We start from the raw sequence: 23066 nt of genomic DNA, 5'->3' as shown, positions 1-23066 counted from the left end.
TCCAGGAATCGCGCTTCGGCCAGCATGTCGTCGAGCAGCACGAAGTCTTGTGACAGCGGGACGCCGTCGATCAGTCGCTGCCACGCCTCCGCTACATCGGCGAGGCGGTCCATCTTCTCGTCGGTGTACCGGCCGGCCGGATCGCTGTGTTCGCGTACTCGATGCTCGTCGACCATCAGGTGGTCCTTGATGCGCGCCAGTTCCTCGCGGGTGAACACGGGAACGTCGTCGCGCATGTGCTCGGCGAGCGCGGTGGCGATGTCGTCGGGATCGCCACCGCCCGCCACCAGTTCGCGGATGTCCTCCACAGTGTCGCGAATCGCGTCGGGGTCTTCGGCGGCGAACCGGTCCGCGAGGTCGGCCGCCATCCGGTCGATCTCGTCGTGGATGCGCCCGAGTTGCGCGTCGACGTCGCCGAGCGGATCGATACCCGGCTGCCGCCGGACCAGCCGTGCGACGGCGTCCACCACCTCGCGCGCCCGGGTTTCCTGCTCGGCGCGCCGATGCCGGTCCAGGCCGTAGGCGATCCGGTCGATGTCGGTGTCGTCGGCGAGGAAGCGCTCGTATTCCCCGTCCGCCCAGTCCTGGACCCGCTGCCAGGCAGCGACGTCACGGTCCCACTCGCGCCGCAGGCCCTCCGGGATGTCGACCCGGTCGCCCGGCGGCACATGGTCGGCCGCATTCCACGGCCGGTGCATCGGCTGGATGTTGCGCTGCGGCGGGGCGAACCATTCGTAGTTGCGGAACACCGTGCCGAACGGCGGCACATGTCGCAGCCACGGCCGCGCCTGCACCCACTCGCCGATCTCCGGATGACGCTGGATCCACGCCTTCACCGCCGGATGCTTGGGCACCTGCGCCGCCATCAGCAGCAGGCGCACCACGTTGTACGAATCGCCGCCCCAGTGCTGGGTGTACACGTCGTGCTCGTCGACGCCCGAGGTGTCGTACCGCGAAGGCGCCTGCGGCATGTGCAGCGGAAGGGTGCTCTCCGGGATCATGCCCGGCGGGACGTCGTCGGTCGGCAGGGTGATGTCGTTGACGACGTCCTCCATCGCCCACCCGCTGACACCGTCCGGCAGTTCCTTCCGCGAGTACTTCTTCGGCGGTTCGCTGCGATCGCGCCCGAATTCCCAGTCCGGACGGGTCGGATCGACGCGGTGCCAGACGCCGTCGGCGTCGCGCCACGAGGTGATGTCCAGGCGGCGACCGCCGATCCACCCGGTACTCAACCGTTCGATCTCGGGCGGGTCCATGTCCTGCGTCCGCACGTTGTCTTCGCGGTCGGCGAGCACGTGACGGTAGTCGACCGTGGTCTCCGGGCGCACGATCGCCTGTGCCACATCGGAACTGCGGCGCAGGGCGTCGGCCAGAGCGGCGTCGTGATCGGCGCGCGGGGCGGACGGGTCGGGCCGGGCACCGAACACGATGATGCGCGGGCGCTCGCCGTCGATGATGCCGACCCGGTCGGTCACCATCCGGCCGCCGATGCGTTCGATGAAATCCCGATACGCGCCCGCAACCCTGGCCATGTCGTCCTGGATGCGGCCGATCGCGTTGTGCGCGTCGTTCACCTCGCGTGCGACGGCATCGAGCGCGTCGATGTCCCGGCGGCGAGCGTCGGCCTCCGCCTCGGAGAGCGTGCCGTCGGCGAGCCCGTCCCGGACCGCCGCGCGCAGGTCGGCCACGGTCCGGTCCAGCCGCTCCGGCTCGCAGGCCGCCTGATCGACTCGGCCTTCGGGATCCAGCAGGCCCAGGCGCGCCGCCAGGTCGTCGCGCTCGTGCCGCAGCGGCTTGACCTCGCGCAGCGCGTCGGCCCGCTGTTGGGCCAGCCCTTCCAGCGCGTCGATCACGTCCTGCGGCCGGGACCGCTGCGCTCCGACGCCTGCCCTGCGCAACTCATCGATTCGACGGTCCACCTGCTGGATCCGCTCGTCGAGCTGGTTGACCTGCTCGGCGGCCGCGGCGAGTTTCTCGATCGTCCGCCTGCGATGCTCGAGTTCCAGCGGCTCCGGCGCGACCCGGTCGGTGTGCGGCGCGTCGTCGGGGCCGCCGCCGTCGTCGACCGTCCTGACGTTCGCGGCCTCGTACAGCCGCAGCACGGTGGTCTCCAGCTGATCCCCGCGCAACGCCGACTCGTCCAGAACGACGCTGTCACCCCAGGATTCGCAGCGGGCGGCGCGGTCCTCACGTTTGGCCCGCCAGAACTCGCGTTCACGGGTCAGGGCCTGGCGCTGCTGGACGAGCCGGTCGTATTCGCCCACCGGAGTGGTGGACAGTTCGAGATCCGCGAGTTGCGTTTCCAGGCGGGCGGTTTCCGCGTCGGCGTCGGCGAAGTCCCGCGCGTTCTGTTCCAGTTCGTCGATCCGGGCGAGACGTTCCGGCATCTCGCTGACCGGCATGGTCCGTCCGCGCAGCTCCTCCAGCGTCCGGTCCAGGCCGTCCGGTCCGGGTCGCAGGGCCGCCCAGTCGTCGGCGTCATCGATCGGCAGCCGTCCCGCCAGTTCGTCGCGCCGCGAGCGCAGTTCGTCGCGCTGGGCCTGCGCCTGCTCGAATTCGGTTGCGAGCCGGTCGTATTCCGTCCGCGTCTCAGGTGACATCCGAGCGCGCGGGTCGTCATCGGCGCCACCGGTCCGCGACTCGTCCGCGCCGAGCGGGGGTGTGTCCGTCTCCGGAGTGGCGGCGGACGACGGCGCGGAGTCGGTCCGTGCCGAAGCCGCCGAGTCCGGCGTGGCCGAATCGGCGCGTGGTTCGCTCCCGATCGGCGCGTAGAGCCTGCGCAACCACTGCGCCCGGTCCTCCGCCATCCGGGCGTTCCATTCCGCTTGTTGCGCGCGGAGTTCCGCCCATGGGTCGTCCGGATCGGCGTCGGCGATGCGCCGCATCCGGTCCGCTTCGAGCGTGGCGGACCAGCTCTCGTTCTCCGCCTGCTCCAGTCGCAACCAGGCCGCGCGGTCGGCGGCCATGCGGGCGTTCCATTCCGCCTGTTCGGCGCGTAACCGTGCCCAGCGGTCGTCCGGGTTCGCGTCGGCCTGCTCGCGCAACCAGGCGGCGTGGTCGGCGGCCATGTCCGCCTCCCAGTCGGCCTGCTCGATCCGCATCCGGAAGTACCAGTCGGAGGGCGAGCCGGGCTCGTCGCCGGGGTCGTCCGCGGAGCGCGGTGTGGTCGGCGGCTTTTCGGCACCGCCATCGCCCGAAGCGGGCTTCGCGGGATTGGCATCGCCGTCGCCGGAGCCGGACTTCACGGAATCGACTTCACCCTCGCCCCGGCCGGGCTTCACGGAATCGACTTCACCCTCGCCGGAGCCGGACTTCACGGAATCAGCATCGCCATCGCCCGGGCCGGGCTTCACGGAATCGACTTCACCCTCGCCCGAGCCGGACTTCACATCGGCGTCACCCTCGCCGGAGCCGAGCCGCACGGTCTCGGCATCGCCGTCGCCGAGCTTCGCGGAATCGGATCCATTTTCGCCGGAGCCGGGTTTCGCGGTTCCGGATTCACCCGGCTCGGCTGGGTCATCGGATCGCCGCCCGGCCGCGGTGTGCCGCGACTCTCCGCCTGCGGCCGCATCCGCGCGCGGGGCGATCGGCATGACCCGGATGGTGCCGTCGGGGTCGACCCGCAGCTCGCGCGGCCGTGCGCCTCGAGCCAAAGCGTCCGCCACCTCCGGATGCCCTGCGGCCGCATCGGCCAGCGCGTGAGCCGGATCCGTCCCGCCGAGATTCACCACCAGCACCATCGGAGGCTCGCCCGCGAGGATGCCCACGCGATCGGTGACCGGCCGGGCATCCGCGCGCAGCAACGCGTCGCGTTCCAGGGCGGTCGCCATCGCCCGGTCCAGGCGCTCCACGCGCTCCTCGGCCCTTGCGAGCCGTTCCGGATCCTTCGCCGCGCGTGCGGCGTCGCGTTCGCGCACCGCGTCGTGGTTCTGCGCGGCAAGCCGGTCCAGCACCGCCTGCCGCCGGTCGGCCTCGGCGCGGCGGGCCTGATCCGGGTCGGGGGTGCGCGGCTGGTCGAATTGCGGCGGGTTGTGCTCGGTCTGGCCCGCGTCGATCGAGCGCGGGGCGTCGTCGCGCGATCCGAAGGACAGCCGATCGGCCATGCGCCGCAGCGCTCCCCTTGGTTCGCGCCGGACCAGATCGGACCCGCCGTCGCCGAGCAACCGGGAGATCCGCTTGACCAGCTTCTTGACACTGCTGTCGGACATGCCGTGGAAGAGCCTGCCGAAGGCGTCGTCCAAACCACCGTCGCCGGTCGGGGCCGGCACGCGCCACCCGCCGTTGCCATCGGCCTCCAGCACGATGCCGAACGAGTAATCGGCGATCTCGATGCTGCCGACCGTGGTCCGCGGCCACGACACGCCCGGTCCGCTCCCCGGCTCGGGCAGCGGCACCTGCCTGGTGGCCAGCCGGTGGGCCACCACCGCCGGATGCGGTTCGCCGACCTCCGGTTCCGTACGGAAGTTCGTCAGCGCGTCGTGGCGCAGCGAGCCCTTGTTCTGGCGGCCCTCGTAGGCTTCGTGTGCGTCCGCTTCCCGCTGATCCTGCTTGGTGTGGAACATTTCCGGACCGAGCTGACGCAGCCACGCCTCGAAGCCGAGACCGGTGCGGCCTGCCTCGCGATAGCGCAGATAGTGCGCCAAGAACTGTTGCATCGTCTCGTAGCGGTCGGGCGCGCGATACGGCCCCTCCGCCACCCCCGCGGGCAGCCAGCGGGTGCCACCGTCGTCCGGCGAGACGGCGAGGTAGTCGAGGCGATGCGTTCCGCTCCACAACACCTCGGCATATGCCGAATTCCGCACCGCCAGTTCACGCAACGCGTCGATATGCCCGCCGGGCTGCGCCACGATGACCAGGCGGTGCACACCCCGCTCACCGGTGAACAGCGCGATGCGTTCGGTCAGGCGGACACCGGCGGGATCCCGGTCGAGCAGGGCGTTGACCGTGCGCCGCGCCACCGCCGAGTCGTCGGCCTCGACGGGAGCGTGCCGCGCCGGCTCCGCCGCATCATCGGCCATCGGCCACGGCTGGTAGCGGCCGTGGTTGTCCGCGGCGGAACGGGCGACTTCCATCGTGATCTCGGCCTCGGGCAGCCCCACCTTGTCGACGTACTTGCGCAGCGCCGTCAGCCCGGCGTCCAGCGCGCGACGCTCGGGCGGCACGCCGTCGTCGGCGTGCGACGCCTTCCGGTAGGCCCGATCGTAGGCCTGCGTGTAGGCGGTCTCGGCGGGGCCGACGGGCACGAAGCGTCCCGATTCCCGCAGCACGCGCAGGGTTTCGATCTCGACAGCGAAGTCACCGGTGCGCATCCGCCGAAGTTCGGGCGAGTCCGCCTTGTGCGGGCTGGGCGCGTGGTCGAGGTCGGCGGCGGTGAATCCGTTGGCCCGGTCCCATTCCGCGGCGTAGTGCGTGGCGTAGTCGACGCCGTCGATCAGCGGCCCGCGTTCGACCAGCGCGGCGCGCACCTCGCGCACCGCCGCCCGGTAGGCCGCCGCGTCGAGCATCGATGGCCGGACCGACGAGTTGTCGCGATACGCGCGTGCGGCGATCTTGCGTGCCTTCTTGCGTGCCTCGTCGAACGTCTCGCGGAGTCGGTCGTCGTGTTCGACGGTGCGCGGTTCGTCCGGGGTGCGTTCCCGCTCGCTCTGGTACTTCGCGCGTTCCTCGCGGACCCGGGCGAACTCGAAGGCCCTGGCGTGCGCCTCGGCCTGGCGGTCGAGCATCGTGCCGACGTACTCGTCACGCGACAGCGTGAGCCGTTCCAGCGGACCGTCGCCCACCCGCGTCTGCTCGGCCATGGCGGCGGCGTGCACCCACGCTTCGGCGAGCTCGAGCGCCGACGAATTCAGGTGCAGCACAATGCTGTCGGCCGACGGCACGTAGCCGCTGTCGGACCGCAGCTGCTGCCTGCCGTCACGCGCGGCCGGTGGGTCGTCGAACGTGAACCGGATATCGACGCCGAGCCGGTCGACGGTGCTCATGGCCCACCGGCCGACGGAATTGCCGTCGCCGCGCACCCGCTCGCCGCGCATGTTCTGGTAGACGCGCAGGTTGTCGCCGTCCAGCTCGCGCATCACGCGGTCGAGCCGGTCGGCCAGGTGGTCGGCCGGTACCGGCTCCTCGGCCGCGGGCCGCTCCGGTCGAGCGACATCGTCGGGCGGATTCGGCGTCCGCTCGCGCATCCAGTGGCCGTCGTCCCCGGACCGGACCGCGGAAGGATCGGTCTGCTCGTGCCGCAACCGCACCGCACCGGAGTCGTCGACGTCCACCCACACCCGGTCGGCGACGACATCCTCCACCACCAGGGTGTGCCGCAGTGACGTGTCGGGCGCCTCGTCGCCGGTCACCCTGGTGAACCGGTCACCGGTCTCCGCGACGAACACCTTCGGCGGCCGTCCGGGCAGCCACGCCACCCGGTCGGTGAGCCAGCTGCCACCGGCCTCGCGAACCTGCCGATCCATCAGGTCGTGCCCGACTCGCGCCGCGAGTTCGAGGGCGACGTCGTCCCGGGCCGCGACCGCGCGCACGCGATCGGCGGCGAGTTCGCTGAGGACCCGCAGCTGAGCGTCGAAGTCGGCCAGCTGGTCGTCGCCGAGTTCGCGCCGCGTGCGGGCGAGTTCGCGCAGGTGGGCGAGCACATCCGCCCGATCCTGTGCCAGCGCGTTGTGCTCGGGATCGAATCCGTCGAGCTTGCGTACCAGTTCATCCCGCATCGCGTCGATGCGGCCGATCTCCCTGGTGTGAGCCGCGTGCCTGCGCACGAGGTCCTGCGTCTCGCGCGCGGCCTCCGCTGTCGCGGGCCGGTATTCGGCGGCCGAGCGCTCGTGGTGCTGGGCGGCGTCCCAGTCCCGGCCGTGCGTGCTGCGGGCACTGGCGCGCTCCTCGGCGGACCACGGCGGGTCGAACAGGTCACCGGCGAGCAGCGCCTCGACGCCCGCCTCTCGTCCCCGTTCGCGCAACCGGCCGGCATCCATCGCCGGGTCGGCCTCTTGCGCCCGGGCCACGGCCGCGTCGTAGGCCTCGAGGTACTGCCTGCGTACCGCGCGCTGGTACTCGACCTCGACCGGCGCCAGCGCGGTGGGCCGGCCGGGATACCCGGCGTTCTCCAGTTCGCGCAGGAATTCCGCCTGCCTGCCGGTCGCGACGGCATCGGCGCGCAATTGCGCCGTTACGTAGTCCTCCCGTGACATGCCCCGGATCCGGGACGGCGTGACCTCCACCTGCCTTGCCCGGATCGCCTCGGTCAGCGCGGCCACACGCACGAGTTCGCCGGCCAGCTCCACCTGTCCGCGGTCATGGGTGTCGATCCGGATGTCCATGGTGCGGCGGTCGAAGACGTCGGCCGCGCCGATCTCGTCGCCGAGGTCGGCGAACCGCACTCGGGCGCCCTCCGCGCGGAGCAGTTCCGCCGCCTCGCGACCGACGGCGGACTGTTCGAGCACCTGCCACACTTGGGCCGATTCGGCGTCGACCCGGCTCAGCTGCCACAGGTCGTCGGCGCGGACTTCGCTGTCGGCGCGCTCCGGCTGGTCGGCCGCGTCGTCCGCCGCCGGTTCCCGCTGGTTGTCGTCGACCCGCTCGCGCGATCCGGTGGCGTCCGGCGTCGAGTGCGTGTCCGCGTCGGCGAACTCCGGCTCGCTGAAACGCACTGTCGGCGCGGGATCGCCTGCTTCGACACGTATTTCGGTGAAGCCGTGCTCGGCCGCCAGCTCGCCGAGGAGGGAGTCGCGCATCGTTTCCTCGGGCGTCCGGTAGAGGTCCGGGTCGTGGCCCGGACCACCGTCCCGGTGCCATTCGCCCCGGATCTCGGTCACCAGGTGCCCGAATTCGGACATCGCGCTGCGGAAAAGGCCCGCGCCGTCGGCCGCTCTGGTGGCGGGCTGTATATGGACGCGCAGCACCCCCTCGGTGTCGACGGTGACGTGGATGCCGCCTTTGCCGTTGGGGTAGAGCCAGGTGTTGCGTCGGTCGTATTCGCGGACCACGGTGTGGTCGTCGCCGACCGGCGTGATGGCGTCGGGCGGCGGCACAGGGGCGATGTCGCGCGCGTGCTCGCGTACCCGCGCCAGCCGCTGCATGGCCAGGTCGTGCCAGTCGGTGCGGCCGTAGCGCTCGAACTGCGGCCGCAGCGCGGCGACCCGTTCGATGAGGATGTCGACGGCCTCGCGGGTCAGCTCGTTGTCGCGGTAGCGGACGCTTCCGTCGGCGTCGCGGGCGAGGAATCCTTCGGCGAACGGGCTCACCGCGTCGCGGGCCTCGGCGCTGTTCTCGAAGGCGCGGCTGTGGTCGATGCCCGCGAGCTGCCGGTCCGACCCGGCGAGCCAGCCGAAACGATCCCGGTCCGGGGGCCGGACCACGGTGTCGAGCAGGCCGAGGGCGCGGCCGGGAATCGAATCGGCGTAGCCGAGTTCGTGCGGATCGGCGAAATCGCGGTGCCGGTCCCCGGCCGGTTCACCTGGCATCACCTGCTGGTAGACGACGTTGGGCTCGTGCAGTACCGACTCGGGCACGGGGGCGTCGACGGCCCGGCCGAGCGCCCCGGTGAGTACCTCGGCGACGGCGTGCCGCGGATTGACGACGATCTTGCGGATCAGTTCGGTGCCGTTGGCGAACCGGACCAACTCGACGCTCCGGGCGCTGTGCGCCGAATCGCCCTCGCGCAGTATCGTCGCGCCGATCTCGCCGGAAGCCAGCGCATCCGCCACGACCTGGTCGAACGAGCGGGTGCCGTGCGCGGCGTCCCAGGCGTCGCCGTAGAAATCGGCGTGGGTCCGATCCGGGCCGACGGTCTCGGCGTCCATCAGCGGGCGCAGCGCCTCGAACGCGGCCTCGCGCGCCTTGTCCTGCAGATCCTCGGGCCAGGCGTTCGGCTCCGCCGCCCGCGCGGCCGCGTGCGCGGCGTCGTACGCCTCGGTGTACACCCGCTCGAGTTCGGTCTCGGGGATCTCGTGCCGCGCCGCGCGCAGTTCGCCGATCGCCGCGAATTGCATCATGCGCGCGGCCGTCTCCAGGTCGAGCATCGCGCCGACGTACGCGCGGCGCGACGACTGCGTCCGGAGCCGGGCGGCGTCGGGCATGTCCGGCGCGTGGGCCAGATCGGCGAGCGTGCCGCCGCGCACCAGGGCGAGTATCTGCTGGGTGTCGGTCAGGCCGGGATCGAGGACCAATCGCCGTTGCGCGGGGTAGTAGCGATCCGGCGCGTCCGATTCGTACTCGACTCGCACCTTGTGCTCGGTCAGCGCCCGATCGATCTGCCTGCCGATCTCGGTCCGGGCCAGTTCCGCACGGAGACGGGCGGTCCGCTCCGCTGCCGCGGTCCCGGCGAGATCGCGCGGCGTGACCGCACCGACCGGGTCGCTCGGCGCGATCGGCCCTGGCTCGTCGACGGATCGGACGCGCACGCGGCCGAAGTCGTCGATCTCCACTTCGAGGAACCGGCGGTCGACATCGTCGCGGCCGAGCAGCGCGGCCGCGAACGGGTCGCGCTCGGCTTCCCCCATGACCCGCTCGTGGTCACCGGCTTCCGCGGCGATCACCAGCCGGTCCGGCTCACCCGGCACATGAGCGACGTGATCGGTGAGCACCCGGGCGCCCGGCTCACCGCGGATGGCCGCGCCGAGCACGCCCCGCGCGGCCGATGCGGCGAGACTGTGCTGTTGCCCCTCGAGCCGGGTCCCGGCCTGGTCCCGCAGATCCGCCGCGTCGCTCAGCACACGCAGATCGTGCTGCCTGCGCAGCGATTCGGCATCGTGGTCCGACCGGGTGGCCGCGTCCTGCGCCTCCCGCAGCGCCCGATCGATCGTCGATCGGGCGACGTCGCGGGTGCCGAAGAGCGCCTCCGCCCGGCGGGCGAATTCCGCGGCGGCCTCCCGTGCCCGCAGCCTGGCGTCCTGGCGGGTCAGCGCGCCGTGCCATAGTTCGTCCGCGGTGGTCGGCGAGAACGGATGGTGCCTGCCCGCCTCCGCCGCGCCGTCGCGGCCGACATTGGCCTCGTCCCAGATGTTTCCGTAGTAGTCGGCGTAGTTGCGCCCGTTGTTCCATTCCGTCCGGCGCAGCGGCTCGCGCAGCGCCGCGACGCCGAGATCGTGGGCCTCGGTGCGGGTTCCCGCGTTGTCCCAGCGCCGCCGGGACAGCTCCCGGTCGAACGCTTCCCGGTAGTGCTCTTCGAGCGGATGTTCGGCGATCTCGTAGCCGAGCGCGCGCAGTTCGGCCGCGAGCCGGAAGTGCCTGCCGCTGGCGGCGGCTTCCTCGTCGACCATCGCGTCGACGAATTCATCGCGCGACATCGCGCGGATGCGCTCGGGTGTGTTCGCCGTGGTGCGCTGGAGATGACGTTGCGCGTGCAGCGATTCGTGCGCCAGAGCCAGCGCCTGGCGCACGTGCGAATTGCCCGCGGTGAACGCCAGCGCCGACAGTTCGCGACGCCGGAACTCGCCGGTCCGCCCGTCCGGCGCGGTGTCTTCGTAGCCGGTGCGGATCGGGCCGCTGTCCAAGCTCGCCAGAATCTGTTTGCCGTAGTCGGTCTGCCGGAGCAGGGCGCGGACCTGGTCGTCGTGGGTGTCGAGAACCAGGCGGTCGTTCGTCGGCGCGTCGACGGCACGGCCGATTCCGCCCTGCTCCGCGTGGTGCAGCAACAGATCGTGCAGCGCGCGTATGGGTTTGCTCGCCGGGCCGAGATCGCCGAAGTGGTCGCGCAGCACGACTTCGGCGAAAGCTTCGGCCACCGCCTCGTGATCGTCGAGCAGGCCGTCCTCGTCGAGGCTGTACCCGCTGAGTTCCCGCAGCCACTCGCCGAAATCACCGTCGGGGTCCGCGGCGGCCAGCTCGAGCAGATGGCGCTCCGCCCGCATCCGCGCGGCGAGACCACCGGCGTGGTCGAGCACGTGACCGTATTCGTGCACCGCGACGGCGAAGACGGGCCGCCGCAACATCATCGGCTTCAGTTGGTCGTTGCCTACGGCGTTGTGCACCGCCGCACGGAAGTCGCGCGCGCTCGTGGCATGCTCGTGACTGAGGACGATCGCCCTGGTGAAGACCTTTTTGGTGACGTCGTCGATCTGGCCGTCGGCCCACCCGAGCTCGCCCCGCTTCAACTCGCCGATGCCGACGCCACGCAGGTCGACGTGCGGGAACCGCTGGTGCATTTCGACCATGGCCCTGGCGTATTCGCGCACCACCTCGGGGTTCAGGCCCGGCCGGTCGAAGCCGAACACCTCGAACCCTGGGTTGCCCGTGGCCTCGCGCAGCCGGTCCCGCAACAGCTCGCCGACCTCGTGCGGACTCAGCTGCGACCACTCGTCCGCGGTCGCGGCGCCGAGCACCTCCGTATCGGGCACGTCCGCCGCGATGTCCTCGGGCGGATGGGAACCGCGCGGGTACTCGTCCGCCACGCGGTCCCGATCGACGTGCGGATCGTCATTCCCGGACCGCTCGACGCGGTGCGGCTGTTCGCCTTCCGGCGTGCTCGCCCTGCCCGGCGTCAACCGATCGATGAAGCGGCCGAACCTGCTGCGCGGCGCGGCGCGATCCGCCAAGTCGGTGGAGCCGTCGCCGAGCAGCTCGATGATCCGTGCGACCAGCTTCTTCCGGTCGGGCGCGGCCAGACCCTGCAGATGCGTGGACAGAACATCGGATTCCGATCGGTTCGACAGCGGAGCGGGCACCCGCCAGCCGCCGTTGCCATCGGGTTCCAGGTGGATGCTCAGCACCGTCGACCCGACTCGGAAGATTTCCAGTTCGTGATGCGACGGGCGTGGTATTCCCGAGTCGCTGGGCAGCGCTATCCGGCGGGTGTACAACCGGTGCGCTACCTCGGCCGGATGCGGCGGCGTCAACGGCGGATCGGCGTCGGCGGCGGTGCGGTGCCCCGCCTCGTGGAAGCCCTCGGTCAGCCTGCCCGGCACGTGGAAACCCTGGCGGCTGGTACCGCGGGCCTTCTCGGCGTCTTCGGCGGTGTAGAACGCGTCGGGTCCGAGTTGTCTCAGCCACTCCTCGAATCCGACATGCGTGCGGCCCTCCGCCCGGTAGCGCAGATAGTGCGCCAGCATCTCCGTGAGCGCTTCGGTCCTGCTGGGGTGACGGTACGGCCCCTCCGCCGCCGTGACGGTGATGTGGTGCATGGTCGGCAGGCTGCCTGCCCCGCGCACCGCCTCGCGGTAGTCGAGGTAGTGCGACCGGTCCCAGAGCACGTCGGCGAGTTCCGGGTGGTTCGCCGCCAGTTCGCGCAGGGCGTCGATGTGCTGTCCGGGTTCGGCGACGACCACCAGGCGCGGCCGCCTCCCCGGCTCGGAATCGGCCGGGTAGCGCGCGACGCGATCGGTGAGCCGCTCCGGATGCGGCTCGCCGTCGAATTCCTGATCCAGAACGCGCCGGGCGAGTTCGGCGTCGTCGTCGCGCCCGATCTCGCGCGTCGCGGGGTCTTCGGAGCGCGGCGCGATCCCGTCCTCACGCGCCTGTGGATGACCCCACCGCGACTCGTCCTCGTTGCCCGCCGCGCGGACGACGTCCAGGGCGATCTCGGCCCGGTCCAAGCCGACCCGGTCGAGATAGCGCCGTACCGCCTCGCGTCCCGCCCGGTGGGCGGCCTGCTCCGGCGGCGGAGCCTCGGGGTTGCGGCGATGCGCCTTCTCCGCCTTGGGGTACGCCCTTTCGTAGGCCTCGGTGTACGCGCGTTCGGCCGGGCTGACCGGGACGTATTCGCCCAGATCGCGCAGCATGCGCAGGCTTTCGATCTCCAGCGCGACATGCGTGGCGCGCTCCCCGGCCCTGGCACGGCTGTCGCGCGCCTGCGCGTCGGCATCGACGACGCGTTCGGTCGGCGCGATGCCGTGCGCCCGGTCCCATGCCGCCCCGAAGTGATCGCCGTAGTCGCGCCAGTCGACGTGCGGCCCGAGGTGGTTCAGGTGCTCACGCACGGCGCGCACACCGGCGCGGAAGGCGGCCCGGTGGTATAGCGGGAAGGACCGGACGACGCCCGACTTCCAGTACGTCTTCTCGGCGTAGCGCAGCGCGTCGTCGTAGGCCTTGCCGTAGGCGCGTTCCAGGTCGTCGACGCCGATCCGGTTCGGATCGATCATGCCGGTGTCGTCGGCGTTGCCCGCGTACATCAGGGCGTACGCCTCGGCCATCCGGTCCAGCATCAGGTCGACGTATTCGTCGCGGGAAAGGGTCAGCCGCGCCAGCGGTTCGCCCGCGGCCTCGTGCATCTGCTCGGCCAGCCGCGCCGCGCGCACCAATTCCGCTGCGTGCCGCCGAGATCCGGCGTCGGATTCCAGCACGACGGTATTGGTGACCGGGTTGTAGCCCGCGTCCGGCCGCAGTCCGTAGCGGCCGCTGTCCATGCGACGGATGCTCGCCTCGGACTCGGCGCTGAACCGGATGTCCACCCCGAGCCGCTCGAGCACGGCCGCCGCCCATCTGCCCTGTCGACTGCCGCTGAGTTCGACCAGTGCCTCGTTCCGCAATGCGGCCGCGTGCTCGGTGATCGTCCGCTGGTGCGTCCCCTCGCCCACCCGGTGCCGGGGCGGATCGGCCGGCGCGGGCGCGTCGGCGGCGTCTCGGAGGACGTGCAGGTCACCGGATTCGTCGAAACGCACCCGGATGTCGGTGGGTGGCGGTTCTCCCGCCAGGGCGGCGCGGTCTGACAGGTCTCGCCGCACGATGTCGGTGATCTCGCCCAGTACGCGGGCATGTTCCGTGGTCGCCCGCGTGTGCTGCGCGGTCAGATCCGCCAGCAGCAGCACGTAGCTGGTGCCGTTCCAGATGTCGATACGCTCGGACCGTTCCCGGACCAGGTCGAACTTTTCCTGCCGCGTGGACGGGATCTCGTCGTCGGGAAGGTTGAATCCGTCCTGCAGCCGCCGGAACGCGCGATCCCAATCCGCCTCGACGCGCGCCAGCTCGCGCCTGGCCGCCGCCTCCGCCCGCTGGAGCCGATCCAGTTCGCGGGCCGTCGCGAGATCGGAGGGAGCGTACTCCGCCGCCCCCTCGGGTGAGCGGTGCGCGGCGTCCCACTCCTCGCCCGCCTCGTGCCGTCCGCTGACGCCCTTGCGTGGATCCTCCGGTGCGTCGAATCGCGGATCGGCCAGCAACTCGTCCACGCCCGCCGCGCGCCGTCGCTCGCTGTCCACGCCCGAATCCGATTGCCGTTCCGGAACATCCAGGTCCAGCACCCGACGCAGGTCCGCGTCGGCTCGGTTGCGCACCTCCTCGAGATCGATCACCCGCAGCGACGCCCGCTCCAGTTCCGACAACCGGTCTCGCCAGGCGCTCGCCTGGTCGATCCGGATCGTCCGGCCGTGCAACTGCTCCATGGTGTCGGCCAGTGCGACGCGAGTGCTCAGTTGCCCGTCGTCCGCCAGGCCGCGAGCCGCCTCCGCGCGCAGCGCCCGCGCCGCGTCGACCGCCGCGGCCGCGGCGTCACGCCGGGCGGTCAGCCGAGCCGCCTCCGCATCCCGGATCGCCCGGCGCGCCGGGTCGTCCACGAGGCCATCCGGCTCGACGGCCCGGTCGAAGACATCCAGATAGGCCGATTCCAGCGCGCTGCGCTGCGCGGCATCGATCACATCGCGCACCGGCCCGCCGTACGGGTCGTAACCGGCCTCGCGCATCTCCCGGTGGAATTCGGCTTGGCGGCCGAGCGCTTCGGCCTCCACCCGCACCCGCGCGGCGACGTGATCGGCGCGGTCCAGCGCGCGGATCCGGGCCGGGTTCACCTCGAGTCTGCCCTCGGCGACCGCACCGGCCAGCTCCGCCGACCGCACGACCGCCGCCGCCTGCGCCAGCTGGTCGCGGCCACGGGTGCCGATGAACACTTCCATCGTCCGCCCGTCGAACCCGTCCGGCTGTCCGGGACCGTCGCCGGGTTCCTCGAACCGGACGGCGGCGCCGAGGTCGCGCAGCCGGGTGAGCGCTTGCCTGCCGATCTCGCTGCGCACCAGCACTTCACGTACTTCCGCCGCGGCCACATCGGTCGGGCGATGGTGCCAGCCTGCGGGTTGCGCCTCGTCCGGGCGGACCAGATCACGCGCGCCGTTCTCGTCGCTCCCGGCGGTGACGGGTTCGGTGAGATCGGCGGGCGGTGCATCGGTTCGGCGTCGCGGCTCCTCCCCGTCCCGGGGGTCGTCTGCCCGAACCGCGTGTCGCTCGGAGTTCTGCGGCGCTTCGACGGCGTCGCGTTCGAACCCGCCCGGCTCATCGCGCGAGATGAACCGCTCCAGCCGCAGCCCGTCCATGAACCGGCCGAGCCACCCGCGGCGGCCACCGCGGTCGACCGCTTCGTGCAGCAGGCTGTAGGCCACCCGCGTTGGTTCGCTCACCTGGAACAGGCCACGCGACCGCACTTCGGCGAACGCCTCGGCCAGCGCCTCCGCCGGGTTGAGCTGCCCGGACTTGTCGAAGCTGTATCCGCTGAGGTTGTCCTTCAGCCACGCCAGGTAGCCCTCGGTAGTCGGTTCGCCCAGCCGCTTGGACATGTAGTGGTTCAGCAACGCGGCGTCGAGCTTGCGCCGGGCGTAGCCACCGCTGCTGATGTCGAGGATGTGGCCGAACTCGTGGACCGCCAGCGCATGGACGGGCCTGCGGGTGGCGCTCGAATGCAACCATCCCGATTCGACGCTCTCTTCGACGGCCTTCCGGAACTCCGTCGCGCTCGCGGCATAGTGCTCGTTGATCAGCAGGTCGTCCGCGTACACCCGCCGGGTGCCGTGCTCGATCAACTGCCCGGTTTCGGCGAAGACGCCGCGCGGCAGCTCGCCGACGACGATTCGGCGCAGGTTCGCCTGCGGGTTCCGCTCGAACATCTCGACCATCGACCGGGCGTATTCCCGCAGCACCTCCCCGTTGAGGCCGCCCCGGTCGAAGCCCGTCACCTCGAACTCGGCATTGCCCGTGATCCGCCGCATCGTGTCGCGCAGCTTCTCCCCGACCTCCGCCGGACCCAGCCGCGACCACTCGTCGTCGAACGGCGCACCGAGCAGCTTCGCATCGCCCTCGACCGCATCGATCAACCGGTCGTACAGCATCCGGACCGGCTCGGCCACGTTGTCGCGGCCGTGGGCGACCACCTGGACCAACGCCTCGGCCATCGCCTCCGACGGTTCGATCCCTTGGGACGTCAGGCTGTAGCCGCTGAGGTTGTCGCGCAACCATTCCGTGAAGCCGTCCATCGTCCGGTTGTCCGGATGGTTGTCCATGTAGTGGTCGAGCAGCTGGTCCTCGGCTCCGCGCCTGGCGGCGTTGTCACCCGCGAATTCCAGCGCGTGCCCGAACTCGTGCACGGCGATCGAATACGCGGGCCGCCGCAGAACCGCCCGGTCGTACAACCCGTCGCCGACCCGGTCGGTCATCGTCTGCCGCAGGTCCCGCGCGCTCGCGACGTATTTCGGGCTCACCGTGATCGACTCGGTGTAGTGGTGCCCGTCCTCGTACCCGGAACGCGCCTCCGCGATCGCCTTGTCCGGTAGGTCGCCGATGCCGATGCGGCGGATGTCGACCTGCGGGAAGCGCGAGTGCAGGTCGACCATCGCGCGGGCGATCTCGCGCACCGCCTCCGGGTTGAGACCGTCGCGGTCGAAGCCGAACACCTCGAACTGCGGGTTGTCCGTCATCCGGCGCAGGTCGTCGCGTAGTTTCTCGCCGCCCTCCGCCGGGCTCAGGCGCGACCATTCGTCATCGGTCGGTGCGCCGAGCAGTTCGGTGTCGGGGGCATGCGCCGCGGGCTCGTCATCCGGCGTGCGTGGCGGCGTCGGGTCGCCCGCCGGTTGCCCCGGGTGCTCCCCGACCGCGAGATCGGGATGCGCGTCGGCGGCGACGAACCTGGTCGCGCGCGCGTCGTGCAGCGTCCCCTGGATCAGCACCTGGGAGAACTGGTCCGGCAGATCGAAGATCGGCTTGTACTTCCAGGACGCGCCCTCCGGCGGCGCCCCGGTGCGCCATTCCAGGATCACCCCGTCGCCGTCGGCGAATGCCTCGGCGGCACTGCGCGTACGCGACCACGACGTGGTGTCGCTCTCGGCGGCGCGGCGCTGGGAGATGTGCTCTTCGGCGGACAAGTCCACGGTTCCGCGTGGCACCGCGCGTCCCGAAATCGCCTCGCGATACGACGGATTCACCGACCCGTCGGGCAGTAACCGGGGGATGCCGCGATACAGCGGCGTCCCGTCCTCCGGCAGGTCGCCCTCGAACAGGACGTCCCCGTCGCGACCGAACGAGTCGTCGGGGTCACGCGCTCGCGAACCGTCGTTCGGAAGGTCGATGTGGTCGGCGTCGAGCGAGAGCGGCGCGTCGCTGTTCTCCGGCGGCTCGGCGGCCAGCCGGGTCAGCAGGTCGTGCAGCGCTCGGGCGGGCGCGCTGACCGGTTCGTCGTCGCCACGGAGCACGTGAGCGGCGAACGCCTCGGGCAGCGCCTCTTCCGGCCGCAGGTTGCCGTCGAGGTCGAAGCTGTGGCCGCTCAGCTGGTGCAGCCAATCCTCGAAAGCGAGACCGGGGTCGCGGGTGTCGTCGTCGAGATAGCGCTCGTACAGGTGCTCCTCGGCGCGATGGCGTGCGCTCTGCTGGCTCGCGTGGTCGAGCGCGTGCCCGTATTCGTGCGCCACGACGGCACGGACCGGACGGCCCAGAACTTCCGCGGAGAACCGGCCGTTGTCCACACCGATCCGCATCCGGTCCCGGAAGGTCTGCGCACCGGTCGCGTGGTCGTAACTGAGGACGATCGATTCGGTGAACATGCGGCCGGACGCGTCCAGCCGTGGCTGCGCCATGCCGATCACCTCGGGCGGCAGCCCGCCGATACCGATGCTGCGCAGGTCGGCGGACGGGAACCGATCGACCAGATCGACCATTGCCCTGGCGTATTCCCGCACCACCTCGGGGTTCAGACCGTCGAGGTCGAACCCGAAGACTTCGAAGTCGGGGTTCCGCATGGCGTCGCGCAGGTGCTCCTCCAGCCGCTCGCCGACCTCCTCCGGACTCAGGTGCGACCATTCGTCCTCGCCCGGAACGCCGAGCAGCTCCGCATCGCGGGCGGCGGCCACGTCGCTGTCGCCGTCCTGCGGCGGGACCGACGAATCGTCGGCGTCCCGCGCCGGAGTGGCGGTGTCGCGCGCCGAGGTGCCGGTATCGCGTACCGGAGCGTCGGCATCAGGTACCGAGGCGTCGGCCAGCGGCGCTCGAGCCGGTGTTCGCGCCAGCGCGGGCGATTCGATGCCGCCGATGACATCGACCCGCACCAGCGCGCCATCCCGATGAAGGTTGAACTCGCGCGAGGTGACAACGCCATTCTTGGTGGCGTGCACCAGGTGGTACTCGACCTCCAGCGTCCCGTTCCGGTGCGCCTCCAGCAGTTGCTCACGCGCCTTCGACAGCGCCCGCCCCGCAGCGCTGTCCGGGTCGACGCCGCGCGCCGCCATCTCCTCGGGCGTCTCGGTCAGAATCCGCCGCAAGTTCTTGTCGATCGCGGCCGTACGGCGCAGATACTCCGGCGAACCCTGTTGCGCTTCAGCTACTTTCGAACCGCCAAGGTCCCAGTGGACACCCTTGGCCTCGATCACCACCAGTTTCGGCGGACCACCGTCGGCGCCGGGAACCAGTACCGCTATGTCGACGGTATCGGCGCCATCGATCGCGCCCTCGAACGGCGACAGCAGTGTCGCCCCCGGCCGCGCTTCCGAGTCGAGCCCGAACGCCCTGCCCGCCAGTTCGCCGAGCGTCTTGGACGCCTTCACCAGCAACGGACCCAGCCGGTTGAACTCCGCGGCGTTGCGCTCCATCTCGCCGAGGCGATCCAGCTTCGCCCGCTTCTCCTCGTCGGAGAGGTCGGATTCGAGAATCTCGATCTCGAGTTTCTCCACGCGCCCGGGGAGCTTCTCCTCGGCCAGATCGCTGATCTTCTTGATCTCGAACTCCGCCATGTGCCGCTTGACCGCGTCATTGGCCTTGTTGCGCTGCGCCTCCACCGTCGCCCGCTCGGTGACCGTTTCCGCGATCTGGGCTGCGATCTTCGCGTCGACCACGGTGTACGGCTGCTTGTCGCCGGGATCGGCCATGAACCGGTAGGGGCGGCTCGTCAGCGGATCGCTGAGATATTCCTTGGTCAGCTCGTCGTGCAGCCGGAAGCTGTCGTCGCGGTAGGTGCCCGCGGCGTCGTCTTCGTGATGCCACGTTCCGTCCGGATCCCGGTAGGAGTCGGGCCGATCACCGAACTTGTGCAGCACCCCGTCGGCGTCGCGGTACATACCGGTGGGCACATCGTCGTCGCCGTGCTCCGACCGGTGCTCGGCGTCGTCGGATTCACCGAGGAAGTCGGGCGACTCGTCGAGCGCCGGAGTGCGGTCGCGTGTGGGCCGCGCGCCATCGCCCTCCGCACCGCCGCGGTCCAGCGGCGCCCCCTTCCGATCGCCCGGTTCCGGCACCTCGTCACCGAGGCGCGGCGGCGTCGCCGGATCAGACGGCCGATTCGCCTGGTCCGCGGCACCCGGTTCACGGTCACCCGGCGGAACACGTTCGGGATCGGACGCATTCGAGTCGTCACGCGAGCGCGCCGGTTCCGTATCGCCGCGGTCCAGCGGCGCCACCTTCCGATCACCCGGTTCCGGCACCTCGTCGCCGACGCGCGGCGGGGACGACGGATCGAATGGCCGATTCGCTTCATCCGCAGCGCCCGGTTCACGGTCGCCCGGCACAACCCGTGCTGGGTCAAGTGCATTCGAGTCATCGCGCGAACGCACCGGGTCCGACACCGGGTCCGACGGCGAACGCGGCGGTATCGGGGCATCGTCTGCGGGACGCCCACCGGCGACCCGCCACCAGGTGTCGGCGTTCTTGCGGAACTCGCGGGCATGCCATTCGGCCTGTCCCGCCTTGATCCGCAGCGAGCGTTTCGTCACCCCTTCGGGCAGATCCGCCTCATCGGCTCGGTCGATCAGGTCACGCAGCTGCCGCGCTTGCTCGGCGGCGCGCCTGGAGTGCATGTCGGCCATCTCGGCGCGCAACCGCGCGCGGAACTGCTTCGGCGTCTCGCCATCGCGCCGACCCGCGATCTCGCCCTCGGGACCATAGATCGGCCGATCATCGGCCGGCCGCACCCGCGGGTCGGAACCGCTCGGCGGCACCACCTTTCCCGCACCGTCGAACAGGATCGCCGATACCGAGCGGAGGTCCGACGGCACGTCCGGCGGGAACCCCTTGCGGCTCTCCGCTCCCGGGTCGGACACCTCGAGGCGGAACTCGCCGGTGTCCGGATGCATGCGCACGGTCAAGGTGTAGGCGTGCGCGCCGACCCCGTGCTCGTCGACCGGGCCGGTGTATTCGTCCACCACGAGGGCGCGCGGTCCACGGCCTTCGGCGACATCGCGCGGGTCCATCCCCGCCGCCATCCGCAGCAATTCGTCGGCGATGCCCTGGTGACGAGACTCGTCCGGCCCGCCGTCCGGGTAGTCCCAGAGACGCCCGCCCGCGGCCTCCTCGATTTCACGCAGGGACATGCCGCGCTCGCCGACCGGCTCGTCCGGCGGCCGGATGGTATCGCTACCGGTGGCCTCCTGGAGTTCCGCGAGCGACAGCCTGGCGCACTCCCCGCGATTCTTCGGATGATCCTGTTGCGCATCGGAATCCGGATCGTCCCGCGTCGTCTCGTCGGTGTCCCGGCGAGCCTGGCCATCGGTGTCCGCACTCCGGCGGCGGGCCGGGCCATCAGCATCCCCGCCCGGGCGGCGCGCCGGGCCATCGGTATCCCCGCCGGGGCGGCGCGCCGGTCTGGACTCACCTGCGTCACCGGCGAGCGGCAGCACAACCGGTTCCGCGGTATCGCGCCTGCCGTCGTCGGATTCCGAGGTATCGCGTGATCGCGACGCCTCGCCCGGTCGATCCGCATTCGCCTGACGCGTCTCTCCGGCCGGGCGCGCCCCGCCGTCCTGGCGCGTCTCCCCGACCTGACGGGTCGCGCCCGCCTCCCGCCTGGATTCGGCTCGCGGCGCCTCGGAGTCGGCCTTGCCCGCACGCACCCCGGCCTCGTCGCGACCGGAACCGGCGGCGCGATCGGCCACACCGGCCCGGCCCCGGTCGGCGGCCGCCCTGCTGTCCGGGTTGGCGGCCTGGGCGCGCGAATCGGTGGACGACGCGGGCCGTGCGTCGCTCGATCCCGGCGAAGCAGGAGACGCGTGCGTCGCGCCCGGCGCGACACCAGTGGACGGCGGCGTGCTCGCGATACTCGGTCCGGCGTGTGGCGACGCCGGGTGGCCGGTCAGCGGAGCGCCCACGGCCGGCGTCGCGCCCGTCGGCGCCGTGTCCGATACCGATCGCGTCTCCGTGTTCTGCACGCCGTCGACGGTGCCGCGCTGGGCGACCCCCGGTTCGGTAGCCCTATCATGCTGACCCGCGGCGATATTCGGCTCTTCGGACCGACCGGCTCCGGCGCCGCGGTCCTGTCTTCCTTCGTCGGCGAGCCCCGCGCCGGTGTCGGACGCCGACCGCTCACCGGTGGACCGTTCCCCCGACGACGAGTGCTCGCCGGACGACTGCTCACCCGATGTGGACCGCTCACCAGACGACGACTGCTCACCCGACGTAGACCGCTCACCAGCCGACGACTGCTCGCCCGACGACGCGCGCTCACCCGACGACGACTGCTCACCCGACGACGACTGCTCACCCGACGACGACTGCTCACCCGACGAAGCGCGCTCGCCGGACGTGCCCTGCTCACCGGTCTGCGCCGGAGTGCCGGACTCACCACTCCGCCCGGCGTCGTTGCCCTCCGACCTCGCGTCATCGGAGGCCGCGCTCGAAACCCGATCTCCCCCGGACGCACCGGTGGCGCGCGACGTATCCGTGCCGCCGGAGTTCGATGAACTATTGCCGCCGGCCGCGGGCATTCCGGCGCGCGAAGCGCCCGCACCGTTCGTCGCCCCGGACGTGTCCGACGCACCGGAAGTGTTCCCGGCGCCTGGAGCCAGACTGCCGTCGCCCGCGCCGGTCGTTCCCGCGCCATCGGGCCGGTAGCCCACCCGCGCCCCGCCCGCGTCGGCGAAGAGATTGTTCAGGCGGGTTCCCAAGTCGGGACGACTCATCGTGGTCGGCATCATCTTGTTCCACATGTGCGCGGAACCGACCTTCGCGACGCTGGTCATCGCGCCGTTGGAGGCGCCCGCGGTGAACATCCGCCAGTCGACCGGCGTGTTCCCCAGGTTCTGTAGCGCCTGGTCCAACCCGTCGGTCGCGACATCGAAGCCGAACTGTGTCGCGGTCGCGCCGACGAAACCCGCTCCCGCGCCGACCAATCCCGCCGTCGTCCCGGTGATGATGCCGTGCAGGAACGGATTGAACTCCGGGCCGAACCGCCGGGTCAGCGCGTGGCCGAGCTTCTCGCCCAACGGCCCCGCCGCGGCGCCGCCCGCCGCGGAGCTGACGGCGGTGACGACGACCTGTTCGACGTTGATGTTCTTGCGGTGCCCCTGCTCGACCTGATAGGCCTGCACGCCGAGTTCCTGCATGGTGCCGAGGATCGTGTCGATCGCGATGTGCCGGAGCAGGAAGCTCACGAACCGGTTCGCCACGATCCGGCCCACGCGCTGGATCACCGCCTGCACCAACCGCTGACCGATGATGCGGACCGCGATCCGGGTGGCCGCGATCGCCGCCGCGTCCACCGCGGGCTTGAACGGGCCGGACGCGAACGACGCCGCCAGCTCCCCCGCCAGCAACGCCAGCGACGACCAGTACATCAGCTTGCCGTACTCGATCTCGGTGCCGACGTCGTAAGCGGAGTCGCCGATCTCCTTGAAGTAGTCGGCCAGCTTCGACAGCGTCTGGTCGTCCTGCGGGTTGCCGCCGCCGAATGTCAGGAAGCTGTCGAAGGCCTTGACCATCTCCTCGTAGCCGTCGCCCGAGGGATAGGCGGTCATCGACGCGCTCTTGGCCGCCACGATGTCGGGGATGACCGAGCGCAACTCGGACGCGGCGGTCCGCCAGTCCCCGCCCAAGGCCCACATCTGGTCCTCGTTGCCCTCGGGCCACTCCATGCCGACGATCGGCTCGAGGTACTTCAGCGCGCCGGGCAGCTCGATGGCCAT

At 71.3% G+C, this 23066-nt stretch carries 1 pseudogene (cut by a window edge); it reads right to left on the bottom strand.

Annotated elements, in window-relative coordinates:
* A pseudogene (locus ACIHAX_RS11035) lies at positions 1–23066 on the bottom strand (hypothetical protein); its annotated part reaches 9061 nt to the left of the window's first position; the annotation flags it as partial.

It is taken from the genome of Nocardia sp. NPDC051929 (genome assembly GCF_044548645.1).
GTDB classification, from domain to species: domain Bacteria; phylum Actinomycetota; class Actinomycetes; order Mycobacteriales; family Mycobacteriaceae; genus Nocardia; species Nocardia sichangensis.
This window is presented reverse-complemented; position numbering and strand designations above follow the sequence as displayed.